This is a genomic window from Mesorhizobium sp. YM1C-6-2 (assembly GCF_003666685.1).
Classification (GTDB): domain Bacteria; phylum Pseudomonadota; class Alphaproteobacteria; order Rhizobiales; family Rhizobiaceae; genus Mesorhizobium_K.
Genome location: NZ_RCIZ01000002.1, coordinates 563,053 through 582,005 on the forward strand (window position 1 = coordinate 563,053; position 18,953 = coordinate 582,005).

Sequence of the window (18,953 nt, forward strand, 5' to 3'; positions counted from 1 at the left end):
TCATCCCTCCACGAAGATCATCGCCGGTGTTTCGAGCAGCGCCTTCACGCGCTGGACGAACACGGCCGCATCCCAGCCGTCGACGATGCGATGGTCGAAGCTGGACGACAGGTTCATCATCTTGCGCGGGATGAACTGTCCGCCGTCCCACACCGGCCTGACCATGATCTTGTTGACGCCCACGATCGCCACCTCCGGATGGTTGATCACAGGCGTCGTCACGATGCCGCCCATCGCCCCCAGCGAGGTGATCGTGATGGTCGAGCCGGTGAGTTCCTCGCGTGTCGCGGTGCCGGCGCGGGCCGCCTCCGCCAGGCGGTTGAGTTCCGCTCCGCAGGCCCAGACGTCGCGCGCCTCCGCGTGGCGCACCACCGGCACGACGAGCCCCGACGGCGTCTGCGTCGCGATGCCGATATGGACGCCGCCATATTGATGGATCACTCCCGCTTCGTCGTCGAACAGCGCATTGATCGTGGGCTGCTCGGCGATCGCCTTCACCATAGCGCGCATCAGGAAGGGCAGCAGCGTCAGCTTGGGCTGGTCGGAGCGCTTCCCCTTGTTGAGCGCGGCGCGCAACTCCTCCACCTCGCCGACATCCACCTCTTCGACATAGGTGATGTGGGGAATACGTGATTTGGAGAGGCTGGTCTTTTCGGCAATGCGCCGCCTCAGGCCCGTCAGCTTGATGTCGGTGACCGAGTTGTCTCGGGCCAGCCCCGGCGCGCCGGCAGGCTGGCGCCCGGCCGCAAGGAAGGCGTCGAGGTCTTCATGGGTGATGCGTCCGGCCGGCCCGTTGCCGGAAACCTGCCGCAGGTCGACGCCCGCCTCGCGGGCCCTGAGCCTTACCGCCGGCGCTGCGATCGGCCGCTCTGCGCCGACCCTGGCCGATCCCGGTCTTTCCTGCACCGGCGGCTTGTTCCGTGCAGGCTCAGGCTGAGCCTTGGCTTTCGCCGCAGGTGCTTGCTCTACGGGCTTTGCTGGGGAGGGCGCAATTTCTGCGTTCGCGGGGGTCGTTTCGCCTTCGTCCTCTCCCGTCTTGCCGCTCGCGTCCGTTCCGGCTTTCACGCCGGAGGCATCCTCGCCGGCGATGCTGAGCCGGACGAGCGGCGCGCCAACGGCTACAGTGTCGCCGATTTCGGCGCCCAGCCAGACGATCTCGCCATCGACCGGCGAGGGGATTTCCACCGTCGCCTTGTCGGTCATCACGGCGGCAAGGACTGCGTCTTCGCGGACCAGGTCGCCGACCTTCACGTGCCATTCGACGAGTTCGGCCTCGGCGACGCCTTCGCCGACATCGGGAAGCTTAATGACATGCTCCGCCATTCAACCCTCCATGACGTCCTGCAGCGCCCGTCCGACGCGCGCCGGGCCGGGGAAATAGTCCCATTCCTGCGCATGCGGATAGGGTGTGTCCCAGCCGGTCACGCGGGCAATCGGAGCCTGCAGGTGATAGAAGCAGTGCTCCTGCACCAGAGCCGCCAGTTCGGCGCCGAAACCGGATGTCAGCGTCGCCTCGTGGACGATGACGCAGCGGCCGGTCTTCTTCACCGAGGCGACGATCGTTTCGAGGTCGAGCGGAAGCAGCGTGCGCAGGTCGATCACTTCGGCGTCGATGCCCTTTTCCTCGCAGGCCGCCTGGGCCACATAGACCATCGTGCCGTAGGCCAGCACGGTCACGTCCCCGCCTTCGCGCCGGATGGCAGCCTTGCCGAGGGCGATGTTGAAATGACCGTCCGGAACGTCGCCGAGTTCGTGTTTCGACCATGGCGTCACGGGCCGATCATGGTGGCCGTCGAACGGGCCGTTGTAGAGCCGTTTCGGTTCAAGGAAGATCACGGGGTCCGGGTCCTCGATGGACGATATCAGGAGGCCCTTCGCGTCGACCGGGTTCGAAGGCACCACCACCTTCAGCCCGGAAACATGGGTAAATAGCGCTTCCGGGCTCTGGCTGTGCGTCTGGCCGCCGAAGATGCCGCCGCCGGTCGGCATGCGCACGACGATCGGGCAGGTGAACTCGCCGTTGGAGCGGTATCTCAGCCGGGCGGCTTCAGAGACGATCTGGTCGTAGGCCGGATAAACGTAGTCGGCGAATTGCACTTCCACGCAGGGACGCAGGCCATAGGCCGCCATCCCGATCGCCGCGCCGACGATTCCCAGTTCGCTGATCGGCGTGTCGAAGCAGCGGCTTTTCCCATACTTCTGCTGCAGTCCCTGCGTGCAGCGGAACACGCCGCCGAAATAGCCGACATCCTCGCCGAAGACGACGACGTTGTCGTCGCGCGCCATGGATACATCCATCGCGCTGCGGATCGCCTCGATCATGGTCATCCGCGACATTGGCTATACCCCCGCCTGCTGACGCTGGCGCCTGAGGTGAGGCGGCATGGTCTCGTAGACGCCCTCGAACATGTCGCGCGTCGAGGGCTTGCCGCCCGAATGCAGCGTGCCGTGCTTCTCGGCTTCCTTCTGCGCCGCAATCACGGTGTCGAGCACCTCGGCCTCGGCCTGCTTGTGCCGTTCTTCGCTCCACAGTCCGCGCGCGATGAGATGGTTCTTCAGCCGGATGACGGGGTCGCCGAGCGGCCATGCGTCGGATTCGGTCTTCGGCCTGTAGGCGGAGGGGTCGTCCGAGGTCGAATGCGCTCCGACGCGGTAGGTGACGTATTCGACCAGCGTCGGCCCGAGATTGCGCCGCGCGCGCTCCACCGCCCATTTGGCGACGGCGTGTACCGCGAGGTAGTCGTTGCCGTCCACCCGCAACGCGGGAATGCCAAAGCCCAGGCCCCGCGCCGCGAAGGTTCCTGAACCGCCGCGGGCGATGCCCTGGAAGGTCGAGATGGCCCACTGGTTGTTGACGATGTTGAGAATGACAGGCGCGCGGTAGGTCGAGGCAAAGACAAGCGCGGCATGAAAATCGCTCTCGGCCGTCGCCCCGTCGCCGACCCAGCCCACGGCAATCCTTGTGTCGTTCTTGATCGCCGACGCCATCGCCCAGCCGACGGCCTGGGGGAACTGCGTCGTCAGATTGCCTGAAATCGAGAAGAAACCGTGTTCCTTCGAGGCGTACATCACCGGCAATTGGCGGCCCTTCAGCGGATCGGCCTCGTTGGAATAGATCTGGTTCATCATGTCGACCATCGGATAGCCGCCGGCGATCAACAGCCCGGCCTGGCGATAGGTCGGAAAATTCATGTCGCCCGGAGCCAGCGCGCGCCGGAAGGCGCAACTGACGGCTTCCTCGCCCATATGCTGCATGTAGAAGGAGGTCTTGCCCTGCCGCTGCGCCGTCAGCATGCGCGTGTCGAAGGCGCGAAGCGTCATCATGTGCTTCAGGCCTTCCGCGAGTTCTTCGTCGGTCAGGGTGCCCGCCCACTCGCCGACCGCCTCGCCGTCCCGGTTAAGCACACGGATGATGGAGTAGGCGAGATCGCGAATCTGCCTGGGATCGACGTCTACGGGAGGGCGGGGGACCGAGCCGGCCTTGGGGATGGGAACGTTGGAGAAATCAGGCGTGCCGCCGGGTCTGACCTCCGGTTCGGGCACATGGAATTTGAGCACACCATCGCCTCCTGCCATCTGCATTCCTCCTCGCGGTTGGCCGACGAGAGTCTTGTCGCCTCCAGATCAATATGGGGCTCGCCGCCCCCGGTGGCGAGCGCCTTGATGCGAACGCCATGATACGAGCACGAAGAAGGTGGTCATCTATCCGGAAAGGGCTCCGGCGACCGTTGCGGTCTGGCTCTGACGCAGGCCGGGCGGGGAGGGCGCCGGCCTGCCTGCCGTGCGATCGGCCGGCTGACCCGGTGCCCCCGGGGTCTGCCGGCCTCGGGGCGGCCATGGCTCACAAGGTGTTCTTGTGGACCCTGCCGTCCTTCATGATGACTGCCAGGTTCTTTTCCGGATCCTCGATCAGGCGGATGTCGTCGAGGGGATTGCCGTTCATCACCAGAATGTCTGCGAACGCGTCGCGCTCGATGACGCCTATCTTGCCGGGATACGGAGTACGAAGATTGGAAAGGGCGAGCAGGTCTGCGTTGACCGACGTGGCCATGCGCAGGATCTCGGCATTCGTGTACCAGTTGCTGAGATGGGTGAGCATGATATTCTGGCGCGGCGTGAGTTCCGGTGAGAACAGGACGTCCGAGCCCCAGGCGGTCTTGATGCCGTACTTCTTGACGAATTCGTAGACTCTCGGGGTTCCGGCAAAAAGCTGCTGTACCCGTTCGACGCCCGGTCCGGTCTGCGAGGCGGCGTCCGCCATCGTCAGGAAAGGCTGCATGCTGAGCCAGACGTCCTTGTCGGCGATCATCCTTGCCGTTTCTTCATCCATCAGATGCGCGTGTTCGACACAGGTCACCCCGGCCGCCAGCGCCCGCTGGACCGTGTTGGAGGCATAGGCATGGACCGTGACATAGGTATTCCAGTCCTTGGCGACGTTCACCGCCGCGCGCAACTCGTCTTCGCTGAAGGTGGTCATGTCGAGCGGGCTGCGCGGCGACGACACGCCTCCGCCCGCCATCACCTTGATCTGGGAGGCGCCTTGCAGAAGCTGCTCCCGCACGCGCATCTGCAGGCTGCCGATATCGTCGACGATGGCCGCGCCGCCCATGCGTTCGCCGAGGCTGAGCTTGTCGCCATCGCGTGGAATCTCGAACGGCATGCGGAGATCGCCGTGTCCGCCGGAAGTAGTGATCATCGCTCCCGAAGGGAAGATGCGCGGACCGGGTATTATGCCGGTGTCGACCGCCTGCTTGAACGAGAAAGCCGGGCCGCCGAGGTCGCGCACGGTGGTGAAACCGCGCATAAGCGTGCGCTCGGCTTCCGCGGTCGACGTAGCGAAGATGATCCCGGGATCGCCCGCCATGAGAACCGGCAGCGGCACGGCGGCAAACACCACATGCCAATGCGCATCGATCAGGCCCGGCATCAGCACGCGATCGTTGCAGTCGATGACAGTCGCGTCGCCGGGCGGAGCGTTGTTCGCCGTGTCGATCGATGCGATCCTGTTCCCCTCGACAAGCACCTGGACGTTTGTCTTGAGCGTATCCGATGTGCCGTCGAACAGCCGGGCACGGGTGAAGAGGAACTTGGAACCGTTCCCGCCCGTCTGGGCAAAGCCGGGCCTTGGCATCATGCCAGCCAGCGCCGCCGCCCCCATGCCTGTAAGGAAGTTCCTGCGCGAGAATTCAACCTGTAGCCGCCGCGAGGCCTGCTGGAGAACCGGGCTATGGCATCCGCAGCCGGCGCCGTGCACGAGATGCTGGTATTTCTGGCCCAATCGAAGCATTCGCTTTTCCTATCGGCTGGTCGGTTTCACTAGGGAGTTGGAGCGGCTGCGCAGGGCTCACGTCCTGCGTGCGATCCAGGCCAGCCAGCCAAGGGCGGCCCCTTCGCTGATCAACTCGATGCCGAGGAGCGCGCCCAGAAGCCACGCGGAAGCCACCGGCATGCTGGCCCAAAGCACCAGCGCCAGCACGATGCCGACGATCCCGCTGAGCAGAACCCAGACCCAGTTTGGAAACGGCCTAATGGTGAGGGCGAGGACGATCTTCGACATGCCCTCGACCATGAACAGCACGATCAGGAGCAGGGTGAGCGTCAGCAGGCTCTCGCCGGGATTGCGCAGGAAAAGCGCACCGATCAGCAGGAACAGGACGACTGACAGCAACTGCAGCCAAAAATGCGGTGCGCCCCCTGCGCCGATCAGTCCCAGCGCCTGGAACAGGCCGCATGCGATCAGGAGCCAGCCCAGGAAAACGACCGCCGCGATCGACGACGCGACCGGGAAAAGCAGAGCCAGGATTCCTGCCAGTATCATCAACCCGCCCTGGAACAAGTACCAGAGCGAATGACGCTTGACCGTCTGGCGCATCGCCTCGCGCATGACCTGTGAGGCGGCTTCAAGTGAGATGGACATGCAATGCTCCGTCTTGGCTTGCGGATGGGATGAGGTCGTGGCCCGTCGGCCGGGTGGCTACTTTTTGCCTGGATCCTGTCCGCCTGCGGGAATCTGGCCGGGTTTGTAGTCCGGCAGCCGCCCGGCCGGAACGATCGCCAGGAACGCCAGTGCCGCCATGATCAGGAGCCCGATCTTCAGCGCGCGCAGCCGTGCCTCGGTGTTGACGCGCATGGCTTCCGTTACCTGTTCGGGCGATGCGTCTGTGCCGGCCAAGATGGTTTCCAGCCGGTCGTTGCTGACGAAGGTGGTGCTGTCCAGGTCGACCTGCGACTGGATCTCCTTGGGCAGCAGGGGATTGGCCGCGATACGGCTCATCACGGCTGCGCTCAGCAGGCCGACGAGAAGTGCGCCCGCAACGGCGGTGCCGACGGCCGCCGCGAGATTGTTGGTCGTGCCTCGCAAGGAACCGACGTCGCCGGCAAGCTCCTTCGGCGAGGCCGTGACCAGCACGTTGAACAGCAGCGTGACCAGCGCGCCCTGGCCGATGCCGAACAGGATCAGCCCGGCGAGGACGGGAATCTCGCTCCAGTCGTTGCGTACGACGAAGGCCAGCCACAACAGCGCCAGGGTGCAAAGAATGAAGCCGTAGCGGCCGATCTGCCTGGGCGTCAGGCGGTCGTAGACCCTCACTATCAGCATTGCCGCGAAGAATACCGTGAGGTTGAACGGCATCATGGCGACTGCTGTCGCCAGTGGCGAACGGCCCTGGACGATCTGGATGTAGAGCGGCACCGTGAAATTGAGCGCCGCCTCGAGCGCGACAACGGCAAACATGGCGTAGACGGCGGCGCGCTCCTGCGGAGAGTCGATGACCTCGATGGCCAGGAGCGGGGTCTTTCCGCCGCTTGCGCGTCGGTGCGTCCACGACAGGAAGGCCTGGCCGAGCCCGATGCCGAGCACGATCAGGATCGGAGCAGGGGATAGGCCGAGCAGGTTGAAAGGCGCATTCGGGCCGGCCAGCATCAGCCCCCAGCCGTTCAGATTGTTGAAGCCGAAGCTGATCAGGATGATTGAACCGGCCGCCAGGACGACGCCCACCAAGTCGATGCTCACGTCAGCGCTTCCCGGTATCGACTTGAGACGGAAGCTCAGCAGGAAGACGATAGCCGAGACGGCGATCAGGATGCCGAAGGCGGGTCGCCAACCGATATAGGTTCCGAGGATGCCACCGACCACGAAGGCGAGCACGCCGGCGGCCGCACGAGCCGAACCCAGCGCGCCGATCGCCGTCGCCTGCTGGCGGCCTCTGTAGTTCTCGGCAATCAGCGCCACCAGCGCCGGTACGATGACCGCGCCGGCGGCGCCACAGAGCGCCTGGGCGCTGATCATGGCGACGGCGGTCGGGCTGAACGTCATCAACACCTGCGATGCGCAGAACACGATGACGGCGGCGCGGAAAACGCGCGCCGCGCCGTAGCGCTGGACGAGTTTGGCGCCAAGCATCACGAAGCCCGCCACCAGCATGGAATAGGCCACGATGCCTGTTGCGACCGTGGTGGGCGGGACGCCGAAACTTTCCACCATTCCGCCGAGTGCGACCGGCAGCGACGCGACGTTGAAGGACATGATCATCTGTCCAAGCGCGATCGCGATCATTGGCACCCACGAGTCGCGGGCCTCGGCGTCGGTGCGTTCAACGGCAATCGTGCTCATGTAGGTCCCTCCAATGCGCTCGGGGCGCGATACCTGTACGGCTCGAAATCTCGCTCAGACTTCCGGTTTCGAAACGAACAGGTCCAGTCCAAGTCCTTGTGACAGGAACTTTGCGACGAGCTGTCCCTTCACGCTGTTTCCGGCGCCGTCGAGGAGGGGCGCGAACGTGCCCAGCCCGCCCTTGCCGGGCGAGACGGTCACGATGCCGCCGCCGATGCCGCTCTTGCCTGGCAGGCCTATCTCATAGAGCCAGTCGCCCGATGTCTCGTAGAGGCCCGCGGTGGCCATCACCGCCAGCGCGTAGTGGCACACTGCCGGATCGACCACGCGCTCCTTCGTCACCGGATTGACTCCGCCGTCGGCAAGCGTTGCGCCCATAACCGCGAGGTCCCTGGCGCTGACGTTCAGCGAGCACTGCTTGGTGTAGAGATCAGTCGCCTCGACCGGGTCGCAATAGATCCGGTCCAGGCTCTGCAGCATGCGGGCAATGGAGCGGTTCCGGAAGTTGGTTTCCGATGCTGACGCGTAGACTTCATTGTTCACCAGGAGTTCGCGCCCCGCCAGCCGCGACAATCCTTCCTGGATGAAGGTCCATTTGGCTTCTTTTGTCTCCCCGGGCACCAGGCTTGTCGTCGCAATGGCGCCGGCATTGACCATCGGATTGGTGCGCCCATCGGGGCTGAACTCCACGCCAGCCAGCGAATTGAAGGGGAAGCCGGTGCTGTTCGCACCGATCTTCGCATGCGCCTCCTTCGGGCCGATCTGCTCGCAGATCAACGCGAACAGGAACGGCTTCGAGACGCTCATGATGGAGAATTCGTGGTCGGAATCCCCGACCGCGTAAATTTCACCGCTGGTCCCGACCACGCATATGCCGAACATGTCCTCGGGAACACGGGCAAGCGCGGGATAGACCTGCGAGTTTTTGCCGTCCCGGTTGGATTTGAAGCGCCGATAAGATTCGTCGACCAGACTTTGTACCCGTTCGGCAGGCGGGAGGTGACCGGTCGATATATAGAAAGGATCCTGATCTGTCAGCGACGCTGGCATGGACCGCCTCTTGATCAATAAAATAATACTGAAATAGGTCCAGCAACAAGTTGTCATACCCGTCAGGGGTTGTAAACCGATGGAACATTACAACGCGTGTGAAAGTATCGGCTTGTCCGGGACGGCTCGGAGCGCTCGTTAGGGCGAAGCAGGCGCCGGTCGAATATACTGGTGACGCCGAACCCCGCGACGGCGCAAGAGGAAGACGGTGCGATGCGAATCTACCTGGTGATCGTACCGTTGGTCCTGGCCTTGCTCCATTTCGCCAGCTCGGTCTTCATGCCGTTGTTCTTTGCGTTTTTCCTGATCGCGATCGCATGGCCGGTGCAGAATGCGCTGCAGCGCCGGCTGCCGAAGCTGCTCGCCCTGCTGATCACGCTCGGGCTCATCGTCATCGTGATCGTCGCGATCACCTCGTCGATCGTATGGGGGTTCGGGAGGCTCGGTCAGTGGCTTTTCCTGAATGCCGCGCGTTTCCAGGCGATCTATCTCGACTGGACCTTGTGGCTGGAAGAAAACGGCATCGCGATAGCCGGTCCGATCGCGGATCGGTTCAATGTGACCTGGCTGGTCGGTCTGGTGCAGAGCGCGCTGCTGCGGATGAACAGCATGACGGGCTCCGCCGTTCTCGTTTTCGTCTACGTCATGCTGGGTCTGCTCGAAGTCGATGATTTCAACAGGCGTCTGCGGGCGCCGCTCGCACAGCCGATAGGCGAGAAGATCCTGTCGGCCAACCGCGAGATCGGACGCAAGCTGCGCCGCTTCATGATGGTGCGCACCGCCGCCAGCGTCCTCACCGGCCTTGTGGTCTGGATATTCGCGCTTGCGGCCGGGCTCGAGCTGGCTGCTGCGTGGGGGGCGATTGCCTTCGCGTTGAACTACATACCCTTCCTCGGCCCGTTCCTCGCCACCGTGTTTCCGACGCTGTTTGCGATCGCGCAGTTCGAATCCTGGCAGATGGCGGTCGTCGTGTTCGGCTGTCTCAGCCTCATTCAGTTCATCATCGGCAGCTATCTGGAACCCTTGCTCACCGGCGCCTCGCTGGCGATCTCGCCTTTCGCCGTCGTGTTCGCGGTGTTTTTCTGGAGCTTCATGTGGGGAGTGCCGGGGGCGTTCGTCGGAGTTCCCATCCTTATCGCCGTCATCGCCTATTGCGCACAGGAACCATCGAGCCGTTGGATCGCGGTGCTGCTGTCCGGCAACGAGGTCAATCGGAACGGCAACGCACTGGAGCCGGGACGCGAATGACGCCAGGGAGAAGTCTCGCTTTCCGGGAAGTCATGGTGCATCATCCCGGTTCGTGGCAGCGTTCTCCTCCGGCATTGCAGCCTCCCGGCTATGATCGCTTTGGACGGCGTTCCCCGAATGCGAACCGCCTGATTGGGTGAACCATGCTGACTGCGGAATTTCTGGTCCCGATCATCATCGAGATCGTCACGGGCGCAGCCAGCGCGGTGTTTATCGGCAACATCATCCCCCCTTTGTCGCTGGGACCGTGGAAAAACGCGGCGGTCGGTGCGCTGGGCGGCGTTGTCCTGACCTGGCTGGCCGCCCGGACGCCGGGGGTGGAACAGTTCGTCGAAGATCTCGATCCGGGACTTCCGGGAGGCGGTCTGTCGCCCGAGCTGCTGGCCGGAGTAGGGGTTGCCGGACTGCTCGGCGGTGCTCTCTTCGTAACCGTCGTCGGTCTGCTCCGGAAACGTGCAGCAACTTGAACAGTCTGAGGTGCCCGCCACCCGCGCATCGGGCCAGGGCGCGAGCGCTACGCCGATTCGTGCACGAGGTCCGGTGTGTTTCGTTGCGCCTTGGCGGAAATCGTCTGATGGAAACGCTTTGACATGATGCGTCGCGGGCTGGCCCGATTCTGGAACTCCCTCTCGGTCGCAGGGCTGCTGCTTGGGACGCTGTTCTTCGTGGGGTCGTTGACCCCATCCCTCGTGCCCCGCACCTATGTGATGCAGGGCGCGCTGGCGGGTATCTGCTTTGCTGCCGGCTACGGCATCGGCGTCGGTTGGCGGTGGCTCTGGTTCTACATGGAGTTGCCGGGAATTCCGGATCGGTCCCTGCGCGTTTTCCGGATGGTGGCCACCGTCGTCTGCGCCGTCGGAATGTCCGTTGCGCTGTGGCAGGCCGCTGAATGGCAGAACTCCATCCGGGTGCTGATGAAGATGGAGCCCTTGTCGACCGGGCATCCATTTGAAGTATGGGCGATAGCCGCTGCGACTTTCGTGCTGCTGATCGCCGTGGCGCGCCTTTTCGTCCTAGTCTTCCGCCTGATCTCCGGAAGCGCCGGCCGCGTCGTGCCGCCGCGTATATCCAAAGTGCTCGGCTTCTCGGTTGCCGTCGTTCTGTTCTGGGGGATAGCGAACGGCGTGCTGTTCCGCTTCGCGTTCCATGTCCTCGATTCCTCCTTCAGGGAACTGGATGCGCTGATCGAGCCGCAGTTCGCCCAGCCCGACGATCCGCTCAAGACCGGGAGCGCGGCATCCCTCGTCAAATGGACGGAGGTGGGCCGCGCCGGACGAGAGTTCGTGACCTCCGGACCGACGTCGGCCGAAATAGGCGCCTTCACCGGCAGGAACGCGCTTGAGCCGCTCCGGGTCTATGTCGGGCTTCGGGCGGCCGAGACCGTGGAAGAGCGTGCAAGTCTTGCGCTGGAAGAACTGAAGCGCGTCGGCGGCTTCGACCGCTCCGTGCTCGTCGTCATCACGCCGACCGGCACGGGCTGGGTCGATCCGGCGGCGATGGACAGCATCGAATATCTGGAGGACGGTGATATCGCGAGCGTCGCCCTGCAATACTCCTACCTCTCCAGCCCGCTTTCGTTGATGGTTCAGCCGGAATACGGAGAGGATGCCGCACGCGCGCTTTTTGACGCTGTCTACAGCTACTGGACGACGCTTCCGAGGGACCAGCGTCCGAGGCTCTTCCTGCATGGATTGAGTCTGGGTTCGATGAACTCCGAGAAGTCGGTCCAGTTTCTCAGGATGCTGGGCGATCCCATCAACGGCGCCTTGTGGAGCGGTCCGCCTTTCGAAAGTACTCTCTGGCGCTCGATCGTCGACGACAGAAACAGCGGCTCGCCGGCATGGCTCCCGCAATTCGGCGACGGGTCACACGTCCGTTTCATGAATCAGGATGGCGCGACGGTGCCGGCGGATACCCCTTGGGGGGCGATGCGCATCGTCTATCTGCAGTATGCCAGCGACGCGGTGACCTTCTTCGACATCCGCGACGTCTATCGCGAGCCGGCCTGGATGACGATGCCGCGCGGACCGGACGTATCCTCGCAATTGCGGTGGTACCCGGTCGTCAGCATGCTTCAACTTGCCTTCGACATGGCGGTCTCGACGTCCACTCCGATCGGCTATGGGCACGTCTATGCGAGCGAGCACTATATCGAAGCATGGGTCGCCGTTGCCGACGTCCGCGGCTGGTCAGCCGAGCAGGTCGCACGGCTGAAGCAAAGCCTTGCGGATCAGCAGCGGGCAGCCGCCGGTTCTGCCGTAGAAGCTTACGAAAACCGCGGCGGCTGAGAGCATCCCGGCAACGCCGATCAGCCGGCGCGCTTTTTGAGCGCTGTGGTCTGTCGGTAGAGAGGGAGGCAGGCATGGGGTCTGCCTCCAGTTGGCTGGCGTCTCGTCAGCTCGTGAAGAAGCTTTGTGTGCCGTGCGCCTCGATCGCCTCGGCGAGGCGGCCGAGCGCGTGGACATAGGCCGCCGTGCGCATGGTGACTTCCTTCTCGCGCGAGACGCTCCAGATCGCGCGGCCTTCGCGTTCCATGATGGAGCGCAGCCGATGATGGATTTCTTCCTCGGTCCAGTAGAAGCCCTGCCGGTTCTGCACCCACTCGAAATAGGAGACGGTGACGCCGCCGGCGTTCGCCAGAATGTCGGGCAGGACCACGGCGCCGTTCTTGGCAAGGATGTCGTCCGCCTCCGGCGTCACCGGTCCGTTCGCCAGTTCCAGCACCAGCTTCGCCTTGACCGAGCCGGCGTTCTTCGCGTCGATCATGTTTTCCAGCGCTGCCGGCACCAGCAGGTCGCAGTCGACACTGACGAGATCTGCCGGAGACATGGCTTCGTGTCCGCCCTGACCGACCGTGCTGGAGACGGAGCGGCCATGGCCCTTCGCGTCGATCAGCATGTCCACATGAAGGCCCGCATCGGAGCGCACCGCGCCTTCCGAGTCCGACACCGCGACGATCTTGTGGCCGTCGGCGGCGAGCAGGCGGGCAATGTGCTGGCCGGCATTGCCGAAGCCCTGGACGGCGACGCGCATCGTCTGGCCGAGGCCGAGGTCGTCGGCGAGATGGCGGACCAGATAGTAGCCGCCGCGCGCCGTAGCGTCGCCGCGCCCCAGCGAACCGCCGAGCGCGATCGGCTTGCCGGTGATGACGGCCGGTTCGGCCTGCCCGACGATCTGGGCATATTCATCGGCCATCCAGCCCATGATCATCGAGTTGGTGTAGACGTCCGGCGCGGGGATGTCGCGGTCGGGCCCTATGATGCGGGCGAACGCCTGGATATAGGCCCTCGACAGCCGCTCCAGTTCCGCCTTCGACAGTTTGCGCGGATCGACCTGCACGGCGCCCTTGCCGCCGCCATAGGGCAGGTTCATCACGGCGCATTTGAACGTCATCCAGAAGGCAAGCGTCTCCACCTCGTCCGCTGTGGCCTCGGGATGGTAGCGGATGCCGCCCTTGGTCGGGCCGCGCGTGTCGTCATAGCGGCAGCGCCAGGCGAGGAAGGACTTGCGCGATCCGTCGTCCATGCGGATCAGAAGACGCACTTTGGTCGTCTCGCGGGCGTATTTCAGTTTCTCGATCACGTCCGGGTCGATGCTGATGTGCGTGGCTGCCTCGTCCAGACGGACGAGCGCGTGATCGAGAAGACTGTCTTCCACCATCTGGCTCCTGCAGGTTGGATTGATACCATCTGCATAAAAGACGGAGGGGAACATCGCAAGTCGGGACAGTGTCCCTGACCTATTTTGGCGGCAGGTTTTTAAGAATCCTCGCGATTTTACCCGGATTCGGGGGTCGCCAGCCTATTGGATGGCGACTGTCGGCATCATGCGGTCATAGGGAGGAGCTCGGTCCGGCTGCTCGATCACCGGCTCCGCATGGACATAACGCCTGTGGAAACGGCGGCCCAGGCGGGTCAGGATCTCATAGCCGATGGTCCCGGCGGCCTCTGCGACGTCGTCGATGCTCTGCTCCTCGCAGATCAGATCGACAAGCTCCCCTTCGCGGGGCTGAATGGCGCAATCGGTCAGATCCAGCACGATGCTGTCCATCGATACGCGGCCGGCGAAGGGCAGCCGGCTGCCCCGGAAGAAGGCGTGAGCCGGTGCATTGCGGGGCCACCCGTCGGCATAGCCGATTGAAATCGTCGCCAGCCGCGACGCGCGGCCGGCAGAGGCAGCATGGCCGTAGCCTATGCCCGTGCCGGTCGGCACGTCCCGAATCTGGATCACCCGGGCGGAAAGACGCACCACGGGCCGCATGGGATTTTCCGCCGAAGGTGTCGGGTTGATGCCGTAGAGGGCCGCACCCGGACGGGCGAGGTCGAAATGGAAGGACCTGCCGAGGAATATTCCCGAGGAGTTCGCGAGCGAAGCCGGGGCTGGCGGCAGCATCGCACGAAGTCTGTTGAACTCGCGCAACTGCGCCTCGTTTGCTGGATGCCGCGGCTCGTCGGCACAGGCGAGATGGCTCATGACCAGCTTGATCCGCAGGCCTTCGAGGCGCGTCCAGTCGTCTGCGATCGCGGCGACGTCGCGTGATGGCAGACCGAGCCTCGACATGCCGCTGTCCAGTTGCAGCGCGACGTCGATCGGACGGCCTGCTGCCGCCGCATGTTTCCGCCAGGCCGACAACTCGGCCAGCGAGTTGATCACCGGGACGAGATCGGCGGCGGCGAAATCCACTTCGGTGCCCGCGGGCGTGCCGTTGAGGACGAAGATGCGGGCGTCGCCCCCTAGAGCCCCGCGCAGCGCAATGCCTTCTCCCGGATGGGCGACGAAGAAGCTGCGTACGCCGGCCTCGGCCAGGACGCCCGCAACCTCAGCGGCGCCCAGACCATAGGCGTCGGCCTTGACGACTGCGGCGCAGGCTGTGTTGCCGAGTTTCGCACGCAGCAGGCGCCAGTTCGAAACGATGGCGCCGAGGTCGACGGTAAGGACGGCGCCGGCCCGTTCCAGCGAAACAGTCATGCCCGATACCGCCCGAGGTCCAGGCCGGAAACGTCGATCTCCGGCGTTCTGCCACTCACCATGTCGGCCAATACGCGGCCCGAGCCGCAGGCCATGGTCCAGCCGAGCGTGCCGTGGCCGGTGTTGAGGTAGAGACCGTCGATGCCAGCGGATCCGATGACCGGCGGGCCGTCCGGTGTCATCGGCCTCAGCCCGCACCAGAACGTTGCCTCGGCGACTCGGCCGCCCTGGCCGAAAAGATCGGTGACCGAGTGCTCGAGGGCGTCGCGCCGCGACGGCCTCAGCGAGAGGTCGTATCCGGCGATCTCGGCCGTCCCGCCGACCCGGATCCGATCGCCCAGCCGGGTGATCGCGATCTTGTAGGTCTCGTCCATGACGGTTGAGACGGGCGCTCCGGCTGGATCGGCGATCGGAACCGTCAGCGAGTATCCCTTCACGGGATAGACGGGCAGCCCGATGCCGAACGGGCGCAAGAGATGCGGCGAATAGCTGCCCAGCGCAACGACGACCGCATCGGCCTGAACGGTCTTGCCGTCGGCGCGCACGCCGGTGACGCGGCGGCCGTCGCGAAGGATTTCCTGTACGGTGACGCCGTAGCGGAAGTCGACGGACGCTGAAGCAAGCTCCGCCAGCCGGTTCGTGAAGATGTGGCAGTCACCGGTTTCGTCGCCCGGCAGACGCAGGCCGCCGACGAATTTTTCGCTGACGCGCGCGAGCGCCGGCTCCGCGGCTGCACATCCCTGCCGATCGAGCACCTCGAAGGGGACGTCGAACTGCTTCAGGACCTCCACGTCGCCGCCGATGCCGTCGAGCTGCTTCTGCGTACGGAAGAGCTGGAGGGTGCCCTGGCTGCGCTCGTCATAGGCGATGCCGGTTTCCGTGCGCAATTCGCGCAGGCAGTCGCGGCTGTATTCGGCGATAGGCACCATGCGCGCCTTGTTGATGGCATAGCGGGCCGAGGTGCAGTTGCGCAGCATGCGAAGCACCCACGACCACATGGCGGGGTCCAGGTGCGGGCGGATCGCCAGCGGACCGTGCTTCATCAGCAGCCATTTCACGGCCTTGACCGGTACGCCGGGGCCGGCCCAGGGCGACGAATAGCCGGGTGAGATTTCGCCGGCATTGGCGAAGCTCGTCTCGAGGGCGGGGCCGTCCTGCCGGTCGAGGACGATGACCTCATGTCCGGCCTTGGCGAGATACCAGGCCGATGTCACGCCGATGACGCCTCCGCCGAGAACAACGACTCTCATTTGGAGCATCCTTCTGCCAGAGAAATAGGCTGGCCGCGCCGTCCGGTCCGGACGTTGCGTGCACGTGCGAAATCAACGGCGAGCGCCTGGCGAAGCAGCCGGCTGAAGGAAGGATGCGGCTTCGCCGCCTTCGATGTTTCTTTGCAAAGATGGAAGTCGCATGCCGCCATGCCGCGGCCCGGAAAGTCTGTTCTCATCATACATCTCCACCGGGCCTGCGGTGGCCGGGACCCGGAAATCAGAACCGATTGTGTGTCTGGCTTGGATTTCCGGCCCCCGGTCGACGGCCTTGCGGCCGCGCCAGGGCTAGATGCATGCGATGAGGCTGCCCGCGTGGTTCAAAAACCGGACGCGGCTCCTTGCAGGGCTGAAATTGAGAAAGCGCATTGGCAATGTGCTACGGGCCCACGCGGGAGAACCTGAACGGTGCATATATAGCTTTATCGGCGTTGCAAGCAAGATCGTGGTTGTCGCAGGAATACCGACACGTTGTGTTTGAGACTCACTGGTTAGGAGGCTCAGCCGCGTCGGCAGTTTCTCCTTCGTCGGTCGCAACGACGATCCACGCGTTGCCGATCGCGGGCACGGGCCGGGAAAATGTCCAGAGATCGGCCGATAGGGTGACGGCCGCCGGGTTGCCGCCGATGATGTCGCCCGTGGCCGACCGCTCGGCGCTGACGATCAGCGCGCGGAACAGCACGGTGATCTCGATCGCGTCGGCGGTGCTTTCGATGTCCGTGATGCTGGCCGTCTCGAGGCCGATGAAAGTCAGTTCCAGCGTCTCCTGCCTTTCCTGGCGCAAGGCGCAGGCATCGGCGAATGCCTTGAGCACTTCGGCAGACAACAGCGACCGGAGCGTCTTCAGGTCGCCGAGCGCGTAGGCGTTAAGCACCGTCTCGTAGGCCCGCTTGGCGCCGCTGAGGAAAGTTTCCCTGTCGAACGTTGGGTCGAGCTTGCGAAGCTCCGCCTCGCGTGGATCCGCCGCGTCGTCGTCGGGAGGTTTTGCCGGCGCCCGGTCCGGCTTCTCGGACTCGGCTGGCGTGAACAGGAGGTCCAGCGTCGACAGGAATGCCCACCATAGGGAAAGCAGGACGACGGCGGGGATGTTGTTCGCAACGTCGGCGGCTTCGTTCATGGCAACTCCTCCTCATTGGATCCGAGGCAGGGAACTGAACTGATGGAACGGCGGCGGAGACGACAGCGTCCATTCGAGCGTCGTGGCTCCTTCGCCCCATGGGTTGGCAGACGCCTGGCGCTTGCGCGCGAAGGCCTCGATCACCGCGACGAAGAAGACGAGAAGCCCCGCCGCCGAGATGTAGGAGCCGACGGATGAAACGAAGTTCCAACCGGCGAAGGCGTCGGGATAATCGGCATAGCGGCGGGGCATGCCGGCAAGCCCGAGGAAATGCTGCGGGAAGAAGACCAGGTTGACGCCGATGAAGGTCAGCCAGAAGTGGATGCGGCCGAGCGTCTCGCTCATCATGTAGCCGGTCATCTTCGGGAACCAGTAGTAGAAGGCGGCGAAGATGGCGAAGGCGGCTCCGAGCGACAGCACATAGTGGAAATGTGCAACCACGTAGTAGGTGTCGTGCAGCACGCGGTCGACGCCCGGATTGGCGAGCACGACTCCGGTTACGCCGCCGATGGTGAAGAGCAGCACGAACCCTGTCGCCCATAGCATCGGCGTCTTGAACGTGATCGAGCCGCCCCACATGGTCGCCAGCCACGAGAAGACCTTCACGCCGGTGGGCACTGCGATGACCATGGATGCGAAGGCAAAGTAACGCTGGGAATCGACCGACAGGCCGACCGTGAACATATGGTGCGCCCACACCACGAAGCCGATCGCTCCGATCGCCACCATCGCATAGACCATGCCGAGATAGCCGAAGATCGACTTTTTGGCGAAGGTCGAGATGACGTGGCTGATGATGCCGAAGCCCGGCAGGATCATGATGTAGACTTCGGGATGACCGAAGAACCAGAACAGGTGCTGGTAGAGGATCGGGTCGCCGCCGCCCGCCGGCGCGAAGAAGGTCGTGCCGAAATTGCGGTCGGTGAGCAGCATGGTGATGGCGCCGGCCAGCACCGGCAGTGCCAGGAGCAGCATGAAGGCGGTCACCAGCATTGACCAGGCGAAAAGCGGCATCTTGTGCATGGTCATGCCGGGCGCACGCATGTTGAAGATGGTGGTGATGAAGTTGATCGCGCCGAGGATCGACGATGCGCCGGACAGATGGATCGACAGGATGACGAGATCGACTGCCGGGCCCGGCTGACCGTCGGTCGAGTAGGGCGGATACAGCGTCCAGCCTCCGCCGTGGCCCGGCGATCCCGAGGCGCCGGGAACGAACATCGACACCAGGAAGAGGACGAGCGAGGCGACCAGCAGCCAGAACGAGATGTTGTTCATGCGCGGGAACGCCATGTCCGGAGCGCCGATCATGATCGGTACGAACCAGTTGCCGAAGCCGCCGATCAGCGCCGGCATGATGACGAAGAAGATCATCACCAGTCCGTGGGCGCTGACCACGACGTTGTAGAGATTGGGATCGGCGAATATCTGCAGGCCGGGTTCCTGGAGTTCCATGCGCAGGGCGACCGACAGGCCTGTGCCGAGTATGCCGGACAGCATGGACAGGATCAGGTAGAGCGTCCCGATGTCCTTGTGGTTGGTGGAGAACAGCCAGCGCCTGACGAAGGGTGGCCTGGCATTTTCTGTTGCGGTTGCTTCCGACATCGCGTCCTGCCTTTCGTCTCATGGCAGGCTTGGCGGTTTCGGAACGGGACGGCGTCTCAGACCGTCGTCACAACTGGGAACCAGG

Annotated in this window: 15 protein-coding genes; 3 read left to right on the plus strand and 12 right to left on the minus strand. The window is 64.2% G+C overall.

Annotation, left to right across the window (positions count from 1 at the left end):
- The 7 genes from D8676_RS07550 to glsA form a co-directional block, all read right to left on the minus strand.
- A complete protein-coding gene (locus tag D8676_RS07550; RefSeq protein ID WP_121580220.1) occupies nt 1-1,323 on the minus strand; it encodes a dihydrolipoamide acetyltransferase family protein in 1,323 nt (440 codons plus the stop codon).
- Nucleotides 1,324-2,337 (minus strand): alpha-ketoacid dehydrogenase subunit beta, encoded by a 1,014-nt coding sequence (locus D8676_RS07555; protein ID WP_121580221.1) that lies wholly within the window; start codon nt 2,335-2,337, stop codon nt 1,324-1,326.
- Between the two features lie 3 nt (nt 2,338-2,340).
- Nucleotides 2,341-3,576: a 3-methyl-2-oxobutanoate dehydrogenase (2-methylpropanoyl-transferring) subunit alpha gene (locus tag D8676_RS07560; RefSeq protein WP_121580222.1), complete on the minus strand. Its 1,236-nt coding sequence runs from the start codon at nt 3,574-3,576 to the stop codon at nt 2,341-2,343.
- Nucleotides 3,577-3,841: 265 nt separating this feature from the next.
- The gene (locus tag D8676_RS07565; protein ID WP_121580223.1) at nt 3,842-5,287 is read right to left on the minus strand and encodes an amidohydrolase family protein; all 1,446 of its coding nucleotides are present in this window, start codon (nt 5,285-5,287) and stop codon (nt 3,842-3,844) included.
- A gap of 57 nt (nt 5,288-5,344) precedes the next feature.
- Nucleotides 5,345-5,917 (minus strand): HdeD family acid-resistance protein, encoded by a 573-nt coding sequence (locus D8676_RS07570; RefSeq protein WP_121580224.1) that lies wholly within the window; start codon nt 5,915-5,917, stop codon nt 5,345-5,347.
- 57 nt (nt 5,918-5,974) lie between these two features.
- A complete protein-coding gene (locus tag D8676_RS07575; protein WP_183097020.1) occupies nt 5,975-7,612 on the minus strand; it encodes an MFS transporter in 1,638 nt (545 codons plus the stop codon).
- 54 nt (nt 7,613-7,666) lie between these two features.
- Nucleotides 7,667-8,662: a glutaminase A gene (glsA, locus tag D8676_RS07580; RefSeq protein ID WP_121580225.1), complete on the minus strand. Its 996-nt coding sequence runs from the start codon at nt 8,660-8,662 to the stop codon at nt 7,667-7,669.
- A 213-nt stretch (nt 8,663-8,875) separates the two neighbouring features.
- Between glsA and D8676_RS07585 the strand changes: the two genes are divergently transcribed.
- The 3 genes from D8676_RS07585 (at nt 8,876) to D8676_RS07595 (ending at nt 12,198) form a co-directional block, all read left to right on the plus strand.
- Nucleotides 8,876-9,910 (plus strand): AI-2E family transporter, encoded by a 1,035-nt coding sequence (locus D8676_RS07585; protein WP_121580226.1) that lies wholly within the window; start codon nt 8,876-8,878, stop codon nt 9,908-9,910.
- 143 nt (nt 9,911-10,053) lie between these two features.
- Entirely contained in the window at nt 10,054-10,377 is a 324-nt protein-coding gene (locus tag D8676_RS07590; protein ID WP_121580227.1) for a hypothetical protein, read from the plus strand.
- A 123-nt stretch (nt 10,378-10,500) separates the two neighbouring features.
- On the plus strand, nt 10,501-12,198 hold the full coding sequence (locus tag D8676_RS07595) for an alpha/beta-hydrolase family protein (RefSeq protein ID WP_121580228.1): 1,698 nt from the start codon (nt 10,501-10,503) through the stop codon (nt 12,196-12,198).
- Between the two features lie 106 nt (nt 12,199-12,304).
- Here the strand turns inward: D8676_RS07595 and D8676_RS07600 are convergent, their stop codons facing one another.
- From D8676_RS07600 to ctaD, 5 genes are all read right to left on the minus strand, one after another.
- Complete coding sequence (locus tag D8676_RS07600) at nt 12,305-13,570, minus strand: Glu/Leu/Phe/Val dehydrogenase (protein WP_121580229.1); 1,266 nt, start codon at nt 13,568-13,570, stop codon at nt 12,305-12,307.
- Nucleotides 13,571-13,711: 141 nt separating this feature from the next.
- Entirely contained in the window at nt 13,712-14,878 is a 1,167-nt protein-coding gene (alr, locus tag D8676_RS07605; protein ID WP_121580230.1) for an alanine racemase, read from the minus strand.
- Nucleotides 14,875-16,128, minus strand: coding sequence for a D-amino acid dehydrogenase (locus tag D8676_RS07610; protein ID WP_121580231.1), 1,254 nt, complete (start codon nt 16,126-16,128; stop codon nt 14,875-14,877). Before D8676_RS07610 ends, alr begins: the two co-directional genes overlap by 4 nt.
- Nucleotides 16,129-16,630: 502 nt before the next feature.
- Nucleotides 16,631-17,263, minus strand: a complete 633-nt coding sequence (locus tag D8676_RS07615) for a Tim44/TimA family putative adaptor protein (protein ID WP_121580232.1) — start codon at nt 17,261-17,263, stop codon at nt 16,631-16,633.
- Nucleotides 17,264-17,275: 12 nt separating this feature from the next.
- The gene (ctaD, locus tag D8676_RS07620; RefSeq protein ID WP_121580233.1) at nt 17,276-18,868 is read right to left on the minus strand and encodes a cytochrome c oxidase subunit I; all 1,593 of its coding nucleotides are present in this window, start codon (nt 18,866-18,868) and stop codon (nt 17,276-17,278) included.
- Nucleotides 18,869-18,953 lie beyond the last annotated feature (85 nt).